This window comes from Achromobacter colocynthidis, assembly GCF_057334535.1.
Window position 1 is genome coordinate 749,562 of record NZ_JBHFIZ010000039.1, and the last position, 17,615, is coordinate 767,176.

The following is a 17,615-nucleotide window of genomic DNA, read 5'->3' on the forward strand; positions in this document are numbered from 1 at the left end:
GGGCTGCGCGATGGCAGCCCGGTGCAGGCACAGCAGGAGGCTCGCGGCGACGAAGGCACCACCGCGAGCATTGCGTAAGCGGGTGCAGAACATGAAAAACCATGAGTGGAGCCGGCGCGCAACGCCCGCAAGACCCGGGTGCCGGATCTTGCGAGCATGGCCAAGCGAGTTGATGCCCCGTGGGGGCAGAGTGATGCCGTCAGTTCTTGATCGGCGCGTCGAAAGACGAGACTTGATAGCCGTAGACGCTGGCGGGATACAGGCGAACGCTTGACTGCCCCGCTTGCAGGGGGGCGTCTGTGCCGGCCAGCTGTAGCGTTTCACCCGGCAAGATGTAGGTCTTGGGCAGGATCAGCGCCTGATCCGACGGCTGCACATTGACGCGTTGGTCCATGCGCACGACGTAGGGGCTGGGGTTGTGCACCGTCAGCTTGCCGTCGTGCGCGGCCCATTGCAGCGAGCGCCACGGGGCGTTGTCGTTGGCGACCTTCTTGGGCAGCGCGATCAGCGGAAGGTCCTGTCGGATGGTCAGGTGCAGCTTGTTGCCTTGTTCACCGGTTTGCGGAATGCCTTCGAAGATGGCGCGCTTCATGCGCTGCACGTCCAGCGGCTTGTCATGCGTGAGCAAAAAGCGCACCAACTGCGTTTTGCCGGGAGCCACCACGGCAGCGGGCGGCGACACCATGACCCAATTGTCTTGGTCTTCGGTAATGTGTTCGATCGTGGAGATCAGCAGCACGGGTTCGTCACCCGTATTCTTGATGCCGATGGTGCCTTCGCCGGTATTTTCGTGCACGAGCACGACCGACGTTTCAGGCTGGATGCCCATTGCAAGGGCTTGGCTGGTGGGGAAAAGGAGGGCAAATAGAGATGCCGCGACGATGCGCGGAAAGGAATTTTTGAACATGGGGGATATCGCTAAGGCATCGGCCCAAAGGGCCTTGAAAGCGTAGCAGTGTAGAAACGGGTGCCCCCTGCTTGATATAGGCGAGCGCCTATTTCCCGTGTTCAAGTGCAGCGGGCCGAACCGTTGCCGGTCCGGCCCGCACGCTAACCGTGTCGATGCGGCTAGCGCATCATCGCTCGTTGCGCCGCGTCAGGTTTTGCGGTTCTCGTAGGACGTATCCAGCACATCGTCCTCGGGCGTGATGACGCCGGGTTCGCCGGGTTGCGCAATGGCGCGTCCGTCGCGTGGCATGCCAGCCACTTGCTTGCTTTGGTCCGGCATCGGTAGCGTTTCCGTGCCTTTGCGCGGGTCGGTGGGGGGGCGTGGGTCGACGGCCTTGGGGTTGGCCGGCGCTTGGGGGTCGGGGGCAGTTTTCAACATGGCTCTTGCTCCGCTTGCGGGCGTCCCAGGATGGCGACGCGCCTGTGTACCTGCGGTTTATCTTAGACCTTGGGCACGCTCTGGCGGCCATCCGGCCTGTCACGTTTGCAAGGGGCTGTTGCAGCGCCAGAACCTTATAATTCCGGCTCCTCGCCGTTTCGCGGCGAGGCCCGTGCAATGCGCTTGCTTACGCCCTTTGCTCACCCCTTCGTCCACCCTTCGCGACCTCCATCCTTGACCGAATCCGTCGAACGCTCCGTCCATACCGAACTCGTCGCCGTGCTGGTGGCCGTGACCAATGGCGAGCCGCGCGTGTTGACCACGGATGACGCAAGCGCCTTGCCGGCCGGGCCGTTCGAACTATCGCATCGTTCCTTGCAAGCCGGCCTGCGCGCCTGGGTGGAAACGCAAACCCACCATCCGCTGGGCTATGTAGAACAGCTCTACACCTTTGCCGACGGCGACCGTTCCGACGAATCGGGCGCGCGCGTCATGTCGGTCAGCTATCTGGGCCTGACGCGCGAAGCCGGCGAAACCGGCGTGGCGCAGGTTGGCTGGCAAGACTGGTACCGCTATTTCCCGTGGGAAGACCGGCGGGCCGGCGCGCCCGCATTGGTCGAGGATTTGATCGTGCCGTGGTTGGCGCAATGGTGCGAGGCCAGCGCTGACCCCGCCGTGCGCACGCGCCGCCAGCAGCGTGCCGCCATCACCTTCGGCCTGGACGGCGCGGCATGGAATGAAGATATGGTGTTGCAGCGCTACGAGCTTCTGTTCGAGGCGGGGGCGGTGCCCGAGGCCGTGCGGCGCGGGGGCGGCAAGGCCGTGTTGCCCGGTGAGCCGATGCGCCACGATCACCGCCGCATTCTGGCGACCGGCATTGCGCGCCTGCGCGCCAAGATCAAGTACCGGCCCGTGGTGTTTGAATTGATGCCGGCCCAGTTCACCTTGCTGCAACTGCAATTGGCGGTTGAAGCTTTGGCGGGAAGGGCACTGCACAAACAGAATTTCCGTCGCCTGATCGAGCAGCAGGCGTTGGTTGAAGAAACGGGCGAGATGGCGACGGGCACGGCGGGCCGTCCGGCCAAGCTGTTCCGTTTCCGGCGCGACGTGCTGCTGGAACGCGCCATTGCCGGCAGCAAATTGCCCTTGTCCCGGACCTTATGACGCTTGACAAGGCTTATGCTCGTATTTAGCATAACTAGTGCGCAACCTCTGCGCGCCTTTTTTTAACTCATAAATACTCAAAATGAGCATTAATGCCGAAGTGCCTACGAATGCCTTTCGCCTGACTGTCCCGCCTCTGCCGGACATCATGCTCGTGCCGCTGGTTCAAGCCGCCTTGCTCGAAGACCTGGGCCGCGCCGGTGACCTGACCACCGACGCTATCGTGCCGGCCGACGCCATCGCCGAAACCCGGCTGGTGTCACGCCAAGAGGGCGTGTTGGCCGGTTTGGACCTGGCGCGCCTGGCGTTTCAAGCCATGGACCCAGCCATCCGCTTCAGCGCATCGCTGCGCGATGGCGCCGACCTGTCGCCGGGCACCGAGATTGCGCGTTTGCATGGCAATGCCCGAGCGATGTTGACCGCGGAACGGGTGGCGCTGAACTTCCTGTGCCACCTGAGCGGTGTGGCGACCGCGACGGCGTCGATTGCGCGTGCCATTTCCAGCTACGGCGCGCGCGTGACCTGCACTCGCAAGACCCTGCCGGGCTTGCGCGCCGTGCAGAAGTACGCGGTGCGCGTGGGCGGCGGCAGCAACCACCGTTTTGGCCTGGATGACGCCGTGCTCATCAAAGACAACCACATAGCACTGGCGGGCGGCGTTGCCAACGCCGTGCAGCGCGCCCGCGCGGGCGTGGGCCACATGGTCAAGATCGAGCTGGAAGTGGACACGCTGGCGCAACTGGAAGTGGCGCTGTCGCTAGGCGTGGACGTGGTGTTGCTGGACAACATGAGCCTGGACGACCTGCGCCGCGCCGTCGACATGGCGCGTGGCCGGGCCATAACCGAAGCCTCGGGCCGCATCACGCCCGAGACCGCCGCCGCCGTGGCCGCCACCGGTGTGGACCAGATTGCCGTCGGCTGGTTGACCCACAGCGCCAAGGTGCTGGACATCGGCCTGGACGCCTGAGAGCCCATCATGAAAAGCCTGCTTCGAACTAGTCTTGCCTTGGGTACCGTTTTTGCGCTGGCGTCCTGCGGCAATTCGCCGTCGGGCGATGCGGCGGTCGACGCCACCTACCCCACGCACCCCATCACAATCGTGGTGACATTTCCGCCGGGCGGTGGCACGGATTTGCTGGCGCGTCGCATCGGCGCCAGCCTGCAAGAACAACTGGGTCAGCCGGTGATCGTCGAAAACCGGCCCGGCGCTAGCGGCAACATCGGCGCACGCATCGTGGCCGAGGCGCCGCCAGATGGCTACACGGTGTTGATGGTGAACAGTTCATTCGCTATCAATCCCGGGGTCTATCGGAACCTGGATTTTTCGCCGAAGCAGGATTTTGCCGCCGTGATCAATGTGGCGTTCGTGCCGTCCGTATTCGTGGTGCCGGCCGCATCGTCGCTGCAAACCTTGGGCGATGCGCTGGCCGTGGCTGTGCCGGGCACACCCTTGCCGTTCGCATCGTGCGGCAACGGCACGCCGCAACACCTAGCGGGGGAAATGCTGGCGCGAGCCAGCGGCGCGGTGCTGCAGCAAGTGCCTTACAAGGGATGTGGCCCCGCGCTGAAGGATGTGACGGCAGGCCAGGTGGCGATGGGTGTCGTGACGGCGTCCAGCGCGGCGCCGCTGATTGCCGCGGGCAAGCTGCGCGCGTTGGCGGTGACGTCTCCAGCGCGTTCGCCGTTGATGCCCACCGTGCCCACGGTTGCCGAGCAGGGCGTTGCGGGCTACGCCTTGGACCAGTGGCATGGCTTGCTGGCGCCAGCCGCCACGCCGCGCGCCGTGGTCGACAAACTGAACGCCGCCGTGACGAAGATCGTGCGGCGGCCCGAGATGCAGGCCGCGCTGCGCGAACAAGGTTTCACGCCCGCCAGCAGCACACCGAAAGAGTTTCAGTCGATGATCAATGCTGACATCGACCGCTATACGGCGTTGACGGCGTCCATCGGCCTGCGCGCGGATTGACAGGGCGGTGGTGTCGATGGCGTCGGCGGTGTGCTGACGCCATCTCTGCCGATCAGGCGACCGCGCTTTTGGCGTGCTGTTCCAGCTTTTCCTTCAAGCCGGGTTCCAGCCGAAGCTGACGCGCCAATTCGTCCAGATAGGCGCGTTCCATATAGCTTTCCTCGTCCACGACGAGCAGGCTGGCCAGATACATTTCGGCGGCCATTTCGGGTGTTTTGGCGGACTGGGCCACGGCAGCCGGGTCCAGCGGCCGCGACAATTCCGTTTCCAGCCACTGGCGGTCTTGCGCGTCGGAAGACAGCTTGGCCAATTCGGTTTCCAGCAGGCCGCGTTCTTCGGGGCCGATGTGGCCGTCGGCCTTGGCCGCGCCGATCATGGCGGTCAGCACGGCGTTGCTGTGCTGCTCGGCCTCGGGCGCGGGCAGGCGGTCCAGGGTTTGAGGCGGCGCGGCTTGCGCGCCACCGGCCTGGTTGCGCTGCCAGTCGCCATAAGCGCGGTAGGCCAGCGCGCCCAGCGCCGCCATGCCGCCATACATGGCAACCTTGCCACCGATCTTGCGTGCCTTCTTGCTGCCCATCAGCAAGCCCAGCGCGCCTGCTCCCAGCGCACCGCCGCCCAGGCCGGTCAGGAACGAACCCTTGCCGCCTGCCGAGCCGCCCGTCGCGCCTTGCACGCGGTTGGTGGCGTCCGAAAGCAGGCCTTGGCCCGATTGCAGCAATTGATCAAGAAGTTGTCTGGCGCTCATGCGTCCCCCTAAGTCAGTTCGTGAATTGCGGATAGGGATATCCGACCAGTGGCTCAAGAATAAGTTCAGCATTCCGTCAGGTGTGGATGACGCCGGCGGATGCTACAAGTGGGCTTGCGGCGTCCGCAACGGATGCCAACTCCAGGAGATCCGATTCATGAGCATCCGCGTCCATCAGAATGCACCCGACACGTTGCAATTCACCGCCACGGCCGAGGGCCACGACTTGCCGCTGGCGATGCCGCGGCCGCAAGGAGAGGGCCCCGATCCGCATGACTATTTCGACACCGCGCTGGGTGGCTGCAAGGCAATGACGCTGATGGTCTACGCCCAGCGCAAGGAGCTGCCGCTGAAGTCGGTGGATGTGGAGGTGGTGCGCGACGCCAGCGAGGAGCGCAAGGGCGTGTATCGCCTGACGGCCAAGCTGACGCTGCATGGTGAGCTGTCAGACGCCCAGATCGATGAGCTTCTGGCCGTGGCCGAGAAATGCCCGATCCACAAGCTGATGACGGCGGTGGACGTGCAGGTGTCCACGCTGGTGGTGCGGCCGGCTTGAGCCGGCCCTGGGGTGGGGAGGTAAACCGCCCCGCCCCAGGTGAAGAATCAGTCTTCCATGCCCGGGACGACGGTCGAGAAGCCGGCGTCCACATGGGTGATCTCGCCGGTGACGCCGGCGGCCAGGTCCGACAGCATGAACGCGGCCACATTGCCCACGTCGTCAATGGTGACGTTGCGGCGCAGCGGCGCCTGCGATTCCACGAACTTCAGGATGGACGAGAAGTCCTTGATGCCGCTTGCGGCCAGCGTCTTGATGGGACCGGCCGAAATGCCGTTGGCGCGAATGCCGCGCGGGCCCAGCGCCGTGGCCAGGTAACGCACGCTGGCTTCCAGCGATGCCTTGGCCAAGCCCATGGTGTTGTAGTTGGGAACCACGCGCTCGGCGCCCAGGTAGGTCAGGGTCAGCACCGAGCCGTTGCGGCCTTCCATCAGCGGCAGCGCGGCCTTGGCCATGGCGGCGAAGCTGTAGGCGGAAATGTCGTGGGCGATGCGGAAGCCTTCACGCGACAGGCCATCAAGGAAGTTGCCGGCGATGGCTTCGCGGGGGGCGAAGCCGATGGAATGCACCAGGCCGTCCAGGCCGTCCCAGTGCTGGGCCAGTTCCGTGAAGGCGCCTTCAATCTGGCTGTCTTCGGCCACATCGCAAGGCAGCACGATCTTGCTGCCGAATTCAGCGGCGAATTCGACCACGCGATCCTTGAAGCGGTCGCCCACATAGGTGAACGCCAGTTCGGCGCCTTGCTTGTGACAGGCGCGCGCGATGCCGTAGGCGATGGATCGGTTTGAAAGCACTCCCGTTACGAGAATGCGCTTGCCGGCGAGAAAGCCCATGATGGTTCCTTTAGTTTTTTCCTGCTGAAAGACCGCCCATTTTAAGGAGTTTGGCGGCTTCGCGCAGTTGTAAAAACGGCGCCCGCTGGGGGCGCCGTTCTGTGTGGACGACTGGCGAATATCAGCCGCGGGCGTTGGTGCCCGGCACGCGCAAAGGGGTGCCGATCTTCAGGGCGCTGCCCTTGAGGTTGTTCAGGGCACGCAAGGCATCGACCGAGGTGCCGTACTGCTTGGCCAATGAGAACAGCGTGTCGCCCTGGCGGACCTTGTGGGTGCGCACATTGGGGCGGGCGCTGGCCACGCGGGCGGCGGGCGCCGGGGCGGCTCGGCCACGCGGGGCGGCCGCCTTGTTGTCGGACGGCGCCTGCTCCAGCGCGCCCACCGGTGCTGCCAGCGATGCCAGTTGCACGCCAGCGTTGCCGGGTTCGCCTGGCACCAGCAGAGCCTGGCCCGACGCGGACTTCTGGCGCGAGCTGATGTCGTTGGTTTCACGCAGTTCGGCCAGCGTCACGCCAAAGCGCTTCGCAATCGCGGCGTAGGATTCGCCACGGCGCGAGTGATAGATCTTCCAGGCGCTCAGGTCGCCCTTGTAGTTCGTCAGGTTGGCGTTGAAGATCTCGACGCGGTCGGCCGGCAGCAGCAGGGTCGGACCGTGATCGCCACGGATGACCGGGCGGTTGAACGACGGGTTCAGCGCCTTGAATTCGTCCACCGGCATCTCGGCCAGCTTGGCGGCGATTTCAACGTCGATGTCGCTGTTCTTCTGCACCGTCACGAAGTAGGGCGTGTTGCCCACGGGGGGCAGCGCCACCGCATAGCGCTGCGGGTCGGCAATGATGTTCTTGATGGCTTGCAACTTGGGCACGTAGTTGCGGGTTTCGCTGGGCATGTTCAGGGACAGGTAGTCCGTGTTCTGGCCGGCCGCTTCGTTCTTGGCCATGGCGCGTTGCACCGAGCCTTCGCCCCAGTTGTAGGACGCCAGCGCCAGGTACCAGTCGCCCTGCATCTCAAACAACTTTTCCAGATAGTCCAGCGCGGCGTTGGTCGACGCGATGGGATCGCGGCGTTCGTCACGCCACCAGTCCTGCTTCAAGTTGAAGTGCTGGCCGGTGGCCGGCACGAACTGCCACAGGCCCGAGGCCTGCGCGCGCGACAGGGCGGTGGGGTTGTAGGCGCTTTCCACGAAGGGCAGCAGCGCCAATTCCGTGGGCAGGCCACGGCGGTTGATTTCGTCGACGATGAAGTACAGGTACTTGCCCGCGCGCTCGGCCATGCGCTGAACGGCCTCGGGGTGGGACGCGTAGTAGTCGGTCCACTGCTGCGAGAGCTCGGTGTTCAGGTTGGGGATGGCGAAACCGCGGCGGATGCGGTCCCAGGCGTCGCTCGGCGGGTTGGTCAGGTCAACCGTTCGGGACGTATCCCGGGCGATGTAACGCCCTTGGGAATTGGTGGTGAGGTTTTTACTGTCGGGGGCTTTGGTTCCTGCGCAACCGGCGAGGACTGCCAACATGAGTGGCAGAAGGAGTCGGGATAGATTCATCAGGCGGTCACTTGAAATCGTTCTTCCATTCACGCAGGGAGGCAAAGACCTCTACCGGCGTAGGTTGAGTGTGTCCGGCCCAGCTGGCTGCGGCACGGATGACGTCGACTTGCTGCGTACGCAAAAACGGGTTCGTCGCGCGTTCCTGACCGATCGTCGACGGAAGCGTGGGAAGACCTTCTGCTCGTAATTGCTGGGCTCGCTGATACCACTGATGCAGGGTGCGGTTGGCGGGATCCACAGCCAATGCCCAGCGCAAGTTCGCTAGAGTGTACTCGTGCGCGCAAAAAACCTGTGTATCTGGCGGTAAAACGGAAAATTTTTCCAAGGAATCATGCATTTGCGCGGGAGTTCCCTCGAAAAGCCGACCGCAGCCCCCGGCAAACAGCGTGTCGCCACAGAACAGAACGGGTTCTATTCCGGCCGCCCGGCCGGTGTAGGCGATATGCCCGGCGGTGTGCCCGGGCACGTCCAGCACGCGCAGCTCCAGGTCCAGTTCGGGCAGCGTTACGCGGTCGCCTTCGGCCAGCGCGACATCGCAGCGCGGCAGGCTTTCCCGCGCCGGACCGTATACGGTAAGGTCCGCCATGCGTGACAATTCGAGAACACCGCCCACATGGTCGCCGTGATGGTGCGTGAGTAGAATGGCGCGCAGCCTCAAGCCTTCCTGCTCGAGCCATTGCACTACCGGGCCGGCTTCGCCCGGGTCCACCACGGCGGCGTTTTCGCCATGGACGATGGCCCAGATGTAGTTGTCGGTGAAGGCGGGTAGAGGCAAGACCGCGGCATGTTGCTCGCGGCCGCCTGCGGGGGCGGTCAAGGCTTGCATGAGATTCGAAGGAATAGAACGTGGCAGAAGAAACTCCGCCGATTGTAGAACTGGCCGAATGGTTCCAGACGCCACCGGGGCAGTACGCCCTGGCCTGGGAACGGGCCCAGTTCGACGCGGCTGTCGCGGATGTGTTTGGCTATTATGCCTGGCAGGTCGGCCTGGCCGACATGAATCTGCTGCGCGCCAATCGCATGCCTTTCAAGGGCTATGTGGGCACGGAAACCCCCTCGGCGGAAAGCGTTGCCGACTGGCAATCGCGGGTGGTGCTCGCCGAACCCGAGGCCCTGCCATTCGAATCCCAAAGCGTGGACCTGTTGATTCTGCCGCATGCCTTTGAGTGCACGCAGGACCCGCACAACGTCTTGCGAGAGGTCGAACGCGTGCTGGTGCCGGAAGGGCGAGTCGTGATTTCCGGGTTCAATCCCTGGAGCATGTGGGGCGCGCGTACGCGCATGCCCGGCATGGAGCCCTGGCTGCCGCAACCGCCCGCGTCGCAAGTGTCGCTACCGCGCCTGAAAGACTGGTTCAAGCTGCTGTCGCTTGAGGTCGAGGAAAGCCAGTTCGGCTGCTATGCGCCGGCTTGCCGCAGTGAAAAATGGCTGCAGCGCTGGGGCTTCCTGGAGTCGGCGGGCGCTCGCTGGTGGAGCGTGGGCGGGGCGGTATATATGGTGTCTGCCGTCAAACGCGTGGCCGGCATGCGTATCATCGGGGCCCCCTGGAAGACCAAGCCCAAGCGCGCGCGCGCCGCTTCCGTGGTGGTCAACCGCCACGCCGACGATGGTATTGACCCCTCTTGAGCGCGGCGCCACGCGTCTTACTTTGCACGAACAAGGACTATCAAGCAGCACCATGCAGGACAACAAAGCGATCGACCAGAAAGTGGAAATGTGGACCGACGGGGCCTGCAAGGGCAACCCGGGGCCGGGCGGCTGGGGCGTCTTGCTGCGTGCGGGTGGCCACGAGAAAACCCTGCATGGCGGAGAACTCCAAACCACCAACAACCGCATGGAGCTCATGGCCGTCATTGAAGGCCTGCGGGCGCTCAAGCGCACTTGCGTCGTCACCATCCACACGGACTCGCAGTACGTGATGAAGGGCATGACCGAGTGGCTGGTGAACTGGAAGCGCCGCGGCTGGATGACCGCGGAAAAGAAGCCGGTCAAGAACGCCGAGCTGTGGCAGGCGCTGGACGAGCAGGTGCAGCGGCACCAAGTGTCGTGGCGCTGGGTGCGTGGCCACACGGGCGACGAGGGCAACGAGCGGGCCGACCAGTTGGCGAATCTGGGCGTGGAAGTGGCTCGGCGGGCCTGAAGACATCGGGAAATACCCTGAAATCCGCCTGGAGAGGCGGATTTAGTTCTTTCATCCGGCTTCTGGATTGTTCCAGTATGTAAATTCGGGTGCTACAGTGCCTTCCCCATTCCAGTTCCTGTGGCGTCGTCCAAGTGGGGAGTCCGGGGCGCGCCGCATCAAAGCCACATTCGCGCATGAAAAAAGCTGTACTGCTGGCCGCCGGCGCGGCCGGGTTGGCCGCGGGGGCCGCATTGGGCGTTTTCGTGCCGCGATGGCTTGCGCCCGGCGCAACGCCTCCCGCCCAGAGCGCCGCCCGGCCGGTTGTCACGCCTGTCGCTCCCGTTCGGGTCGAGGTTGCCACCGTCAAGGAAATTCCGTTCGCCCGCGGCCTGTCCGCCGTGGGCAGTTTGCGATCGGACGAATCCGTCGTGCTGCGGCCGGAAGTGGTGGGGCGGATCCAAGCCATTGAATTCAAGGAAGGCCAGCCGGTTGCCCGGGGCCAGGTGCTGGTACGGCTGGACGATTCCGTGCCGCGCGCCGAACTTTCGCAGGCGCGCGCCAATTTGACGTTGGCGCAAAGCCATTACCGGCGCGCTGTGGAATTGCAGGGCAAGGGTTTCGTCAGCCAGCAGGCGCGCGACGAGTCGGCCAGCACGCTGAAAGTGCAGGAGGCGGCCGTGGCGCTGGCGCAGGCACGCCTGGACAAGATGACGATTTCGGCGCCGTTCGCCGGCATTGTCGGCTTGCGCAGCGTATCCGTGGGTGACTACGTCAACCAGGGGCAGGACCTGGCGCCGCTGGAAGCGATCGACCCCTTGAAAGTGGATTTTCGCGTGCCGGAAATGTACTTGAGCAAGGTGCGCGTGGGCCAGCAACTGACGCTGCGCCTGGACGCGCTGCCGGGGCAGGAGCGCCAAGGGCAGGTCTATGCCGTCAGCCCGCTGGTTGACGCGGGCGGCCGGTCCATCCTGCTGCGCGCCACGGTGGCCAACAACGACGCCGTGCTGCGCCCGGGCATGTTCGCCCGCGTGCAGTTGCTGTTCAATCAGGACAAGGCGCTGGTGGCGCCCGAAGCCGCACTGTCGCCGTCCGGGGAAACGCAGTACGTTTACCGGGTCAAGGATGGCAAGGCCGAGCGGCGCGAAGTCACCATCGGCGAGCGCCGCGAAGGCCGTGTCGAAATCTTGACCGGCGTGGCGGCGGGCGACCAACTTGTGGTGGCGGGCATACAGCGCGTGACGGACGGCGCCGCCGTGAACGTCGTCGGCGGCGGCTCGTGAGCGCGGCCCCTCTCTCTTTCTAGCGGTGACGCCATGCGTATCTCGGAAACCTGCATCAAGCGGCCGGTGTTTGCGTCGGTTCTGTCGCTGATCATTGTCCTGATCGGGCTGATCTCGTATTCGCGCCTGACGGTGCGCGAGTATCCGAAGATCGACGAGCCCATTGTCTCGGTGGATACGACCTACAAGGGCGCCTCGCCCGAGGTGATCGAGTCCCAGGTGACCAAGCCGCTGGAAGACCAGTTGGCGGGCATCGAGGGCGTGAACGTGATGACCTCGCGCAGCCGTTCCGAACGCAGCCTGATCAACATCAAGTTCAACCTGTCGCGCGATCCGGACGCGGCTGCCGCCGAAGTGCGCGACAAAGTCTCGCGCGCGCGGCGCTTTTTGCCCGATGAGATCGACGAGCCCATCATCGGCAAGGTTGAAGCCGATTCCCAGCCCATCATCTACATCGCGGTGGAGTCGGGCTCGTACTCGGCGATCCAGACGTCCGACTACATCAATCGCTACATCAAGACCCGGCTGTCCGTATTGCCCGGCGCGGCGGAAGTGCGTGTGTTTGGCGAACGCCTGCCGTCCATGCGCATCTATGTCGACCGCGACAAGCTGGCCGCCTACGGGTTGACCGTGCAGGACGTAGAGGCCGCGCTGCGCAGCCAGAACGTGGAGATTCCGGCCGGCCGCATCGAATCGCGCGCCCGCGAGTTTTCCGTGGTGTCGTCCACTGACCTGCAAACGCCCGCGCAGTTTGAAGACGTGATCGTGGCGAACGTGAAGGGCTACCCGGTGCGCCTGCGCGATGTCTCCAATGTTGAGATCGGCGCGGCCAGCGACCGCATCCTTTCGCGCTTTAACGGCAAGCCCGCCATCAACATCGGTATCACGCGGCAATCCACCGCCAACCCGCTGGAACTGTCCACGGCGGTGCGCCAGGAAGTCACGCGGCTGAACGAAACGCTGCCGGCGGGCATGAAGCTGAACGTCGCGTACGACTCGTCGGTGTTCATCGAGCGCTCCATTGATTCCGTGTTCCACACCATCGGCGAGGCCATCGTCCTGGTGGTGTTGGTGATCTTTTTCTTCCTGCGCAACCTGCGCGCCAGCATCATCCCCATCGTCACGATCCCCGTGTCGCTGGTCGGGGCGTGCGCGCTGATGTACTTCTTCGGCTTTTCGATCAACACGCTGACTCTGCTGGCCATGGTGCTGGCGATCGGGCTGGTGGTGGATGACGCCATCGTGGTGCTGGAGAACATCTACCGGCATATCGAAGACGGCATGCCGCGCAAGGAAGCGGCGCTGCGAGGGTCCAAGGAAATCGGTTTCGCGGTGGTGGCCATGACGATGACGCTGGTGACGGTGTACGCGCCGCTTGCCTTCGCCACGGGCCGCACCGGCCGGCTGTTCATTGAATTTGCCTTGGCGCTGGCAGGCGCGGTGCTGGTGTCGGGTTTCGTGGCCCTGACGCTGACGCCCATGATGTGCTCGGTGCTGCTGCGCCATCAAAGCAATCACAACCGCTGGTACAACCTGATCGAAGGCTGGCTCAACGGCATGAGCAACGGCTATCGCCGCCTGCTGGGCGCGTCGCTGCGTCATCGTTGGCTGGTGGTGGTGATAGGCGTGGCGGTGGCGGGTGCCAGTGGCGTGCTGTTCACGGTGGTCAAAAGCGAACTGGCGCCGGTCGAAGACCGCGGCGTGGTGTTCGGCATCGTCAACTCGCCGGAGGGCGCCACGCTGAACTACACGCTGGACAGCATGCTGGGTATCGAGAAGTTCTATTCACAGATTTCCGAGGCAAGCGGCAGCCAGGTCACGGTGGGCTTTCCTACCGTGACGGACGGCACCGCCATTCTGCGCCTGAAGCCGTGGGAAGAGCGCAGCCGCAAGCAGCAGGAAATCACCCAGCAGTTGCAGCCGCAGTTTGCGTCCCTGCCTGGCGTGCGCGCGTTTCCCACCAACCCACCGTCGCTGGGCCAGTCGGCCCGGTCCAAGCCGGTGGAATTCATCATCATGAGCCAGGCGTCGTACGAAGAGCTGGCGCGGCTGACCGAGGTCTTCCTGACCGAGCTGCGCAAGTATCCCGGCCTGCTCAACCTGGATACGGATCTGCGCTTGAACACGCCCGAATTGCGGGTGCGCGTGGACCGCGACAAGATGGCCGACGTGGGCGCTAATGTGGACACGGTGGGTCGCACGCTGGAGTCCATGCTGGGCGGGCGCCAGGTCACGCGCTACAAGGACGAGGGCGAGCAGTACGACGTGATCGTCCAGGTGACGCCGCGCGATCGCGCCAACCCGACGGATATTTCCGGCATCTACGTGCGGGCGCGCGACGGCAGCATGGTGCAGTTGGACAACCTGCTGGGCGTGCATGAAGGCGTGTCGCCGCAGTCGCTGAACCACTTCAACCGCCTGCGCGCGGTCAAAATCGATGCGGCGGTCGCGCCAGGTTACGCGCTGGGCGAGGTGCTGACGCACATGCACCAGGTGGCGCGTGACGTACTGCCCAACACCATCATCACCGACCTGGACGGCCAGTCGCGCGAGTTCCGGGATTCATCGGGCAGCATCTATCTGGTCTTCGGCATGGCGCTGGCCTTCATCTACCTGGTGCTGGCCGCGCAGTTCGAAAGCTGGCGCAACCCCTTCATCATCATGTTGTCGGTGCCGCTGTCCATGACGGGGGCGCTGCTGGCGCTGTGGCTGACGGGCGGCACGCTGTCGATCTACAGCCAGATCGGCCTGATCACGCTGGTGGGCTTGATTACCAAGCACGGCATCCTGATCGTGGAATTCACCAACCAGTTGCGCGACGAAGGCAAAGAGCTTTTCACCGCCGTGATCGAGGCCAGCGTGCTGCGGCTGCGTCCCATCCTGATGACGACGGGGGCGATGGTGCTGGGCACCGTGCCGCTGGCCTTGTCCACGGGGGCGGGGGCGGAATCGCGCCAGCAGATCGGCTGGGTGCTGGTGGGCGGGCTGTTGCTGGGTACACTACTGACCTTGTTCGTCGTGCCGGTGGCCTATACGCTGATTGCCACCGCACGCAAGAAACCCGGCCACGCCGGTAGCGCGGAGCACCCGCCGGCTCACCCGCCGGGCGCCCACACGCCGCCGTCGTCGGCCAATGCAGCGTCGGAATAAGTTATGCGCCAGATCATCTTTGACACGGAAACCACCGGACTGGACCCCGCACAGGGTCACCGCATCGTTGAGATCGGCTGCGTGGAACTGGTCAACCGGATGCCCACGGGCAATAACCTGCACATCTACCTGAACCCCGACCGCGAGAGCGACCCCGAGGCCTTGGCCGTGCACGGGCTGACAACGGAGTTCCTGTCTGACAAGCCGCGCTTTGCCGAGGTGGCGGACAAGTTCGTCGAGTTCATCCAGGGCGCGGAACTGATCGCGCACAACGCCGCGTTCGATGTGAAGTTCTTCAACGCCGAACTGGCGAAGACGGGCCGCGGCCCGATCTCCGAGTTCTGCGAAGCCATCACCGATTCGCTGTTGCACGCCCGCTCGTTGTTCCCGGGCAAGCGCAATTCGCTGGACGCCCTGTGCGACCGCTTCGGCATTTCGAACGCGCACCGCACGCTGCACGGCGCACTGCTTGACTCGCAATTGCTGGCGGAAGTGTGGCTTGCCATGACGCGCGGCCAGGACGCGCTGCTGATCGATGTGGACGACAACGATGGCGCGGGCAGCGACGGCATCGTGTTGGCGAAGTTTGACGCTTCGGGTCTGATCGTACTGAAGGCCAGCGATGAAGAGCTGGCCGAGCATGACGCCTATCTGGCCGCGCTGGACAAGTCGGTGGGCGGCGAGTGCGTGTGGCGCAAGCTGGATGCGCCGGTGACGGCGGCGTAAATAATCGCCGCAGTCCGCTTGCGCACGTTTTTAAATCTATGCTATTATTTCGCCTCTTTCAGGGTGGTTAGCTCAGTGGTAGAGCACTGCCTTCACACGGCAGGGGTCACAAGTTCGAAACTTGTACCACCCACCAAAGACCCTTGGAAGACAGCGCAGGGATTTATTCATTGCTGTTGTCTACTAGGTAAAGCGTAAAAGCAAAGCGTCTTTGGAACTAGCAACCCAGTTGGAAAACTGGAGAGCGAAGAAAGAAAAAAAGAAAGGAAAAAAAAGCAAAGCAAGCCAACCCTAACCGGTTGGCTTTTTTGTTTTCTTGACTTGGCGCAAGCATGGCGCTTGCCGTTGTGCGCCAGCGTGTCCCGGCGTCCCTATGATTGTTTTGCGGCAACTCGCCGAAGGGCATCCTTCAGCGGTGCTTGCCCGTGCATAGGGAAGCGGCGCTTGTCGGCGCCTGGGAGACGTCCATGTATACCCACAACAACACCATATTGATCATTGTCGTCACGGGTGTGGCGATGATGCTGATCGGTTTCGGCTTTCGCGACCGCAATATCGGGATGGGATTGATGGGCGTTGGCCTGATCACGGCCATCGGCACCATCTTGTACAAGGCCTACATCACTTTTTATTAAGACGCGCCAGCAGGGTGTCCAACTGATTGGCGAACGCCTTGCGGTCGGCTTGGCTGAACGACGATGGGCCGCCCGTATCGATGCCGGCGGCCCGCAGTTCTTCCATCATGTCGCGTACCGCCAGCCTTTCCCGGATGGTTTCAGGTGAATAGCGCTCGCCTCGCGGGTTGAGCGCCATCGCGCCTTTGGCCAGCACTTCGGCGGCCAGCGGAATGTCGGCGGTAATGACAAGGTCGCCGGGTTCCGCGCGTTCGACGATGTGCGCGTCGGCTACGTCAAAGCCGCGTGGCACCTGCACCGCGCGGATCAGCGGCGAAGGGGGCGTGAATAGCGCCTGGTTGGCCACCAAGGTCAACGGCACCTGCCAGCGCTGCGACGCGCGGAACAAAATGTCTTTGATGACTACGGGACAGGCGTCCGCATCGACCCAGATGTGCATACGGGCTTATTCGCCCAAGGCTTTCTGCAGGACGTCGGCCACGATGTCATTCGTGGACACGCCGCGTTCGGCCGCCAGGGCACGCAGCTTGTCAGCGTGCGCCTGCGACAGCTTCAGCGGAAACGGCACCAGGCCAGCCGCCTGGTCCAGCTTGCGCTGTTCCCGGCGATCGGGCGCCTGCGATGCCACGCCGAAGCGGTCGGGGGTGGCGGACTGCTTGAGCTGGCCGGCCAATTTCAAGGCCTGGGTTTTTTGGAGGTCGAATTTATTCATGGGAATTCCTGATTAGGAGCGCAATCATAAGCGCATCCGCGATCAGCGCGCCTTGGCGTGCTCCAACCCCGCCAAACCTTCCTCGGCGCCGTCGTGCAGCGGCACGCTCAGGCCGCGTCGCGCATTGGCGACCGACACCTGCGCACCTTGGGCCGAGCCGGCGGCCAGCAGGTCCTGGCCGGTTTGATAGACGGCGCGCACCACCACCAACGCTTCGTCGCGGGTCAGGTCTGCCGTGGTGAGCAACAGGGCCGCCGTGCCGACGGTGGCGATCGGCGCGGTCTGGTTGGGATACGTGCCCGCGGCGATTTCCAGCGGCATCAGGTCGCTGTTGCTTGCCGTCAGCGATTTGATGGCGGCAGGGTCCAGGGGCAGCAGTTTCAACTGTGCCTGGGTCAGCGCATCGCGCAGCGGCGTGGCGGGTACGCCGATCACTTGAGCCGCCGCATCCACCGAGCCGGCGTTCAGCGCGGGCAAGGACGCCGCGAAAGGCGTATCCGCCACGGTGTAATCGCGGCCCGCTTGCAACCCGTGGGCGGCCAGCACAGCTTCCAATGTGGCGCGCACGGCGGAGCCTTCCGGCCCCAACGCAATGGTCTTGCCCTTCAGATCACGCACGCCCCGCAATGCGGGGTCGTCGCGCACCACGATGTGAACCAGTTCCGGATACAGGCTGCCCAGCGCGCGCAGGCTGCCGAACGGCCCCTGCGCGGCGAACGGGCCACGGCCTTCATAAGCCAGGCGCGCGGTGTCGGCTTGCGCCAGCCCCACCACCGCGTCGCCACTGCGCAGCAGCGCGATGTTCTCGGCGCCGCCGCCAGTAATAAGCGGCGTTACGCGGATCTGGCGGGGGGGC

At 64.2% G+C, this 17,615-nt stretch carries 19 protein-coding genes and 1 tRNA gene; 11 read left to right on the forward strand and 9 right to left on the reverse strand.

What is annotated here, in order from left to right; translation table 11 throughout:
- Nucleotides 1–199 precede the first annotated feature (199 nt).
- The gene (locus ACE04A_RS29795) at nucleotides 200–907 is read right to left on the reverse strand and encodes a fimbria/pilus chaperone family protein (RefSeq protein WP_259253012.1); all 708 of its coding nucleotides are present in this window, start codon (nucleotides 905–907) and stop codon (nucleotides 200–202) included.
- A 189-nt stretch (nucleotides 908–1,096) separates the two neighbouring features.
- A complete protein-coding gene (locus ACE04A_RS29800; RefSeq protein ID WP_050447155.1) occupies nucleotides 1,097–1,327 on the reverse strand; it encodes a hypothetical protein in 231 nt (76 codons plus the stop codon).
- A gap of 177 nt (nucleotides 1,328–1,504) precedes the next feature.
- Between ACE04A_RS29800 and ACE04A_RS29805 the strand changes: the two genes are divergently transcribed.
- The 3 genes from ACE04A_RS29805 (at nucleotide 1,505) to ACE04A_RS29815 (ending at nucleotide 4,457) form a co-directional block, all read left to right on the forward strand.
- Entirely contained in the window at nucleotides 1,505–2,491 is a 987-nt protein-coding gene (locus ACE04A_RS29805) for an NUDIX hydrolase (RefSeq protein WP_279995038.1), read from the forward strand.
- Nucleotides 2,492–2,573: 82 nt separating this feature from the next.
- The gene (gene nadC / locus ACE04A_RS29810) at nucleotides 2,574–3,458 is read left to right on the forward strand and encodes a carboxylating nicotinate-nucleotide diphosphorylase (RefSeq protein ID WP_279995037.1); all 885 of its coding nucleotides are present in this window, start codon (nucleotides 2,574–2,576) and stop codon (nucleotides 3,456–3,458) included.
- 9 nt (nucleotides 3,459–3,467) lie between these two features.
- Nucleotides 3,468–4,457, forward strand: coding sequence for a Bug family tripartite tricarboxylate transporter substrate binding protein (locus ACE04A_RS29815; RefSeq protein WP_448718199.1), 990 nt, complete (start codon nucleotides 3,468–3,470; stop codon nucleotides 4,455–4,457).
- A gap of 52 nt (nucleotides 4,458–4,509) precedes the next feature.
- On the opposite strand, the gene ACE04A_RS29820 is transcribed toward ACE04A_RS29815, so the two are convergent.
- Nucleotides 4,510–5,202, reverse strand: coding sequence for a tellurite resistance TerB family protein (locus tag ACE04A_RS29820; RefSeq protein ID WP_100853171.1), 693 nt, complete (start codon nucleotides 5,200–5,202; stop codon nucleotides 4,510–4,512).
- Nucleotides 5,203–5,359: 157 nt separating this feature from the next.
- Between ACE04A_RS29820 and ACE04A_RS29825 the strand changes: the two genes are divergently transcribed.
- Complete coding sequence (locus tag ACE04A_RS29825) at nucleotides 5,360–5,758, forward strand: OsmC family protein (protein ID WP_100853170.1); 399 nt, start codon at nucleotides 5,360–5,362, stop codon at nucleotides 5,756–5,758.
- Between the two features lie 47 nt (nucleotides 5,759–5,805).
- Here the strand turns inward: ACE04A_RS29825 and fabI are convergent, their stop codons facing one another.
- The 3 genes from fabI to gloB form a co-directional block, all read right to left on the reverse strand.
- Nucleotides 5,806–6,591, reverse strand: a complete 786-nt coding sequence (gene fabI, locus ACE04A_RS29830) for an enoyl-ACP reductase FabI (protein ID WP_100853169.1) — start codon at nucleotides 6,589–6,591, stop codon at nucleotides 5,806–5,808.
- Between the two features lie 121 nt (nucleotides 6,592–6,712).
- Nucleotides 6,713–8,131: a transglycosylase SLT domain-containing protein gene (locus ACE04A_RS29835; RefSeq protein WP_259253017.1), complete on the reverse strand. Its 1,419-nt coding sequence runs from the start codon at nucleotides 8,129–8,131 to the stop codon at nucleotides 6,713–6,715.
- A gap of 7 nt (nucleotides 8,132–8,138) precedes the next feature.
- Nucleotides 8,139–8,960: a hydroxyacylglutathione hydrolase gene (gene gloB, locus ACE04A_RS29840; protein ID WP_448718201.1), complete on the reverse strand. Its 822-nt coding sequence runs from the start codon at nucleotides 8,958–8,960 to the stop codon at nucleotides 8,139–8,141.
- 20 nt (nucleotides 8,961–8,980) lie between these two features.
- Between gloB and ACE04A_RS29845 the strand changes: the two genes are divergently transcribed.
- The 7 genes from ACE04A_RS29845 to ACE04A_RS29875 all read left to right on the forward strand — a co-directional run bounded on the left by ACE04A_RS29845 (nucleotide 8,981) and on the right by ACE04A_RS29875 (nucleotide 16,047).
- Nucleotides 8,981–9,760: a class I SAM-dependent methyltransferase gene (locus ACE04A_RS29845; RefSeq protein ID WP_259253019.1), complete on the forward strand. Its 780-nt coding sequence runs from the start codon at nucleotides 8,981–8,983 to the stop codon at nucleotides 9,758–9,760.
- A gap of 52 nt (nucleotides 9,761–9,812) precedes the next feature.
- Complete coding sequence (gene rnhA / locus ACE04A_RS29850) at nucleotides 9,813–10,274, forward strand: ribonuclease HI (RefSeq protein WP_050449156.1); 462 nt, start codon at nucleotides 9,813–9,815, stop codon at nucleotides 10,272–10,274.
- Nucleotides 10,275–10,450: 176 nt separating this feature from the next.
- A complete protein-coding gene (locus tag ACE04A_RS29855) occupies nucleotides 10,451–11,536 on the forward strand; it encodes an efflux RND transporter periplasmic adaptor subunit (protein ID WP_485820806.1) in 1,086 nt (361 codons plus the stop codon).
- A 33-nt stretch (nucleotides 11,537–11,569) separates the two neighbouring features.
- Nucleotides 11,570–14,686 carry an efflux RND transporter permease subunit gene (locus ACE04A_RS29860; RefSeq protein WP_279995032.1) on the forward strand — a complete coding sequence of 1,039 codons (3,117 nt, stop codon included), beginning with the start codon at nucleotides 11,570–11,572 and terminating at the stop codon, nucleotides 14,684–14,686.
- Nucleotides 14,687–14,689: 3 nt separating this feature from the next.
- Nucleotides 14,690–15,412, forward strand: coding sequence for a DNA polymerase III subunit epsilon (gene dnaQ, locus ACE04A_RS29865; protein ID WP_259253022.1), 723 nt, complete (start codon nucleotides 14,690–14,692; stop codon nucleotides 15,410–15,412).
- Between the two features lie 61 nt (nucleotides 15,413–15,473).
- Nucleotides 15,474–15,548, forward strand: a tRNA-Val gene (locus ACE04A_RS29870).
- Between the two features lie 331 nt (nucleotides 15,549–15,879).
- Entirely contained in the window at nucleotides 15,880–16,047 is a 168-nt protein-coding gene (locus ACE04A_RS29875; protein ID WP_259253023.1) for a tellurite resistance TerB family protein, read from the forward strand.
- Here the strand turns inward: ACE04A_RS29875 and ACE04A_RS29880 are convergent.
- The 3 genes from ACE04A_RS29880 to ACE04A_RS29890 form a co-directional block, all read right to left on the reverse strand.
- Nucleotides 16,034–16,486, reverse strand: coding sequence for a YaiI/YqxD family protein (locus tag ACE04A_RS29880; protein WP_259253024.1), 453 nt, complete (start codon nucleotides 16,484–16,486; stop codon nucleotides 16,034–16,036). The two genes, ACE04A_RS29875 and ACE04A_RS29880, sit on opposite strands and share 14 nt — an antisense overlap.
- A 6-nt stretch (nucleotides 16,487–16,492) precedes the next feature.
- A complete protein-coding gene (locus ACE04A_RS29885; RefSeq protein ID WP_100853161.1) occupies nucleotides 16,493–16,759 on the reverse strand; it encodes a hypothetical protein in 267 nt (88 codons plus the stop codon).
- 42 nt (nucleotides 16,760–16,801) lie between these two features.
- On the reverse strand, nucleotides 16,802–17,615 hold an 814-nt coding region (locus ACE04A_RS29890; RefSeq protein WP_485820807.1), incomplete at its 5' end, for a TAXI family TRAP transporter solute-binding subunit.

Coding starts and splice junctions, on each gene's coding strand:
- ACE04A_RS29880 (WP_259253024.1), bottom strand. CDS start 16,486: ATGCACATCTGGGTCGATGCGGACGCCTGTCCCGTAGTCATCAAAGAC.
- ACE04A_RS29825 (WP_100853170.1), top strand. CDS start 5,360: ATGAGCATCCGCGTCCATCAGAATGCACCCGACACGTTGCAATTCACC.
- ACE04A_RS29855 (WP_485820806.1), top strand. CDS start 10,451: ATGAAAAAAGCTGTACTGCTGGCCGCCGGCGCGGCCGGGTTGGCCGCG.
- fabI (WP_100853169.1), bottom strand. CDS start 6,591: ATGGGCTTTCTCGCCGGCAAGCGCATTCTCGTAACGGGAGTGCTTTCA.
- ACE04A_RS29820 (WP_100853171.1), bottom strand. CDS start 5,202: ATGAGCGCCAGACAACTTCTTGATCAATTGCTGCAATCGGGCCAAGGC.
- ACE04A_RS29815 (WP_448718199.1), top strand. CDS start 3,468: ATGAAAAGCCTGCTTCGAACTAGTCTTGCCTTGGGTACCGTTTTTGCG.
- ACE04A_RS29805 (WP_279995038.1), top strand. CDS start 1,505: ATGCGCTTGCTTACGCCCTTTGCTCACCCCTTCGTCCACCCTTCGCGA.
- ACE04A_RS29860 (WP_279995032.1), top strand. CDS start 11,570: ATGCGTATCTCGGAAACCTGCATCAAGCGGCCGGTGTTTGCGTCGGTT.
- ACE04A_RS29875 (WP_259253023.1), top strand. CDS start 15,880: ATGTATACCCACAACAACACCATATTGATCATTGTCGTCACGGGTGTG.
- ACE04A_RS29795 (WP_259253012.1), bottom strand. CDS start 907: ATGTTCAAAAATTCCTTTCCGCGCATCGTCGCGGCATCTCTATTTGCC.
- dnaQ (WP_259253022.1), top strand. CDS start 14,690: ATGCGCCAGATCATCTTTGACACGGAAACCACCGGACTGGACCCCGCA.
- rnhA (WP_050449156.1), top strand. CDS start 9,813: ATGCAGGACAACAAAGCGATCGACCAGAAAGTGGAAATGTGGACCGAC.
- gloB (WP_448718201.1), bottom strand. CDS start 8,960: ATGCAAGCCTTGACCGCCCCCGCAGGCGGCCGCGAGCAACATGCCGCG.
- nadC (WP_279995037.1), top strand. CDS start 2,574: ATGAGCATTAATGCCGAAGTGCCTACGAATGCCTTTCGCCTGACTGTC.
- ACE04A_RS29835 (WP_259253017.1), bottom strand. CDS start 8,131: ATGAATCTATCCCGACTCCTTCTGCCACTCATGTTGGCAGTCCTCGCC.
- ACE04A_RS29885 (WP_100853161.1), bottom strand. CDS start 16,759: ATGAATAAATTCGACCTCCAAAAAACCCAGGCCTTGAAATTGGCCGGC.
- ACE04A_RS29800 (WP_050447155.1), bottom strand. CDS start 1,327: ATGTTGAAAACTGCCCCCGACCCCCAAGCGCCGGCCAACCCCAAGGCC.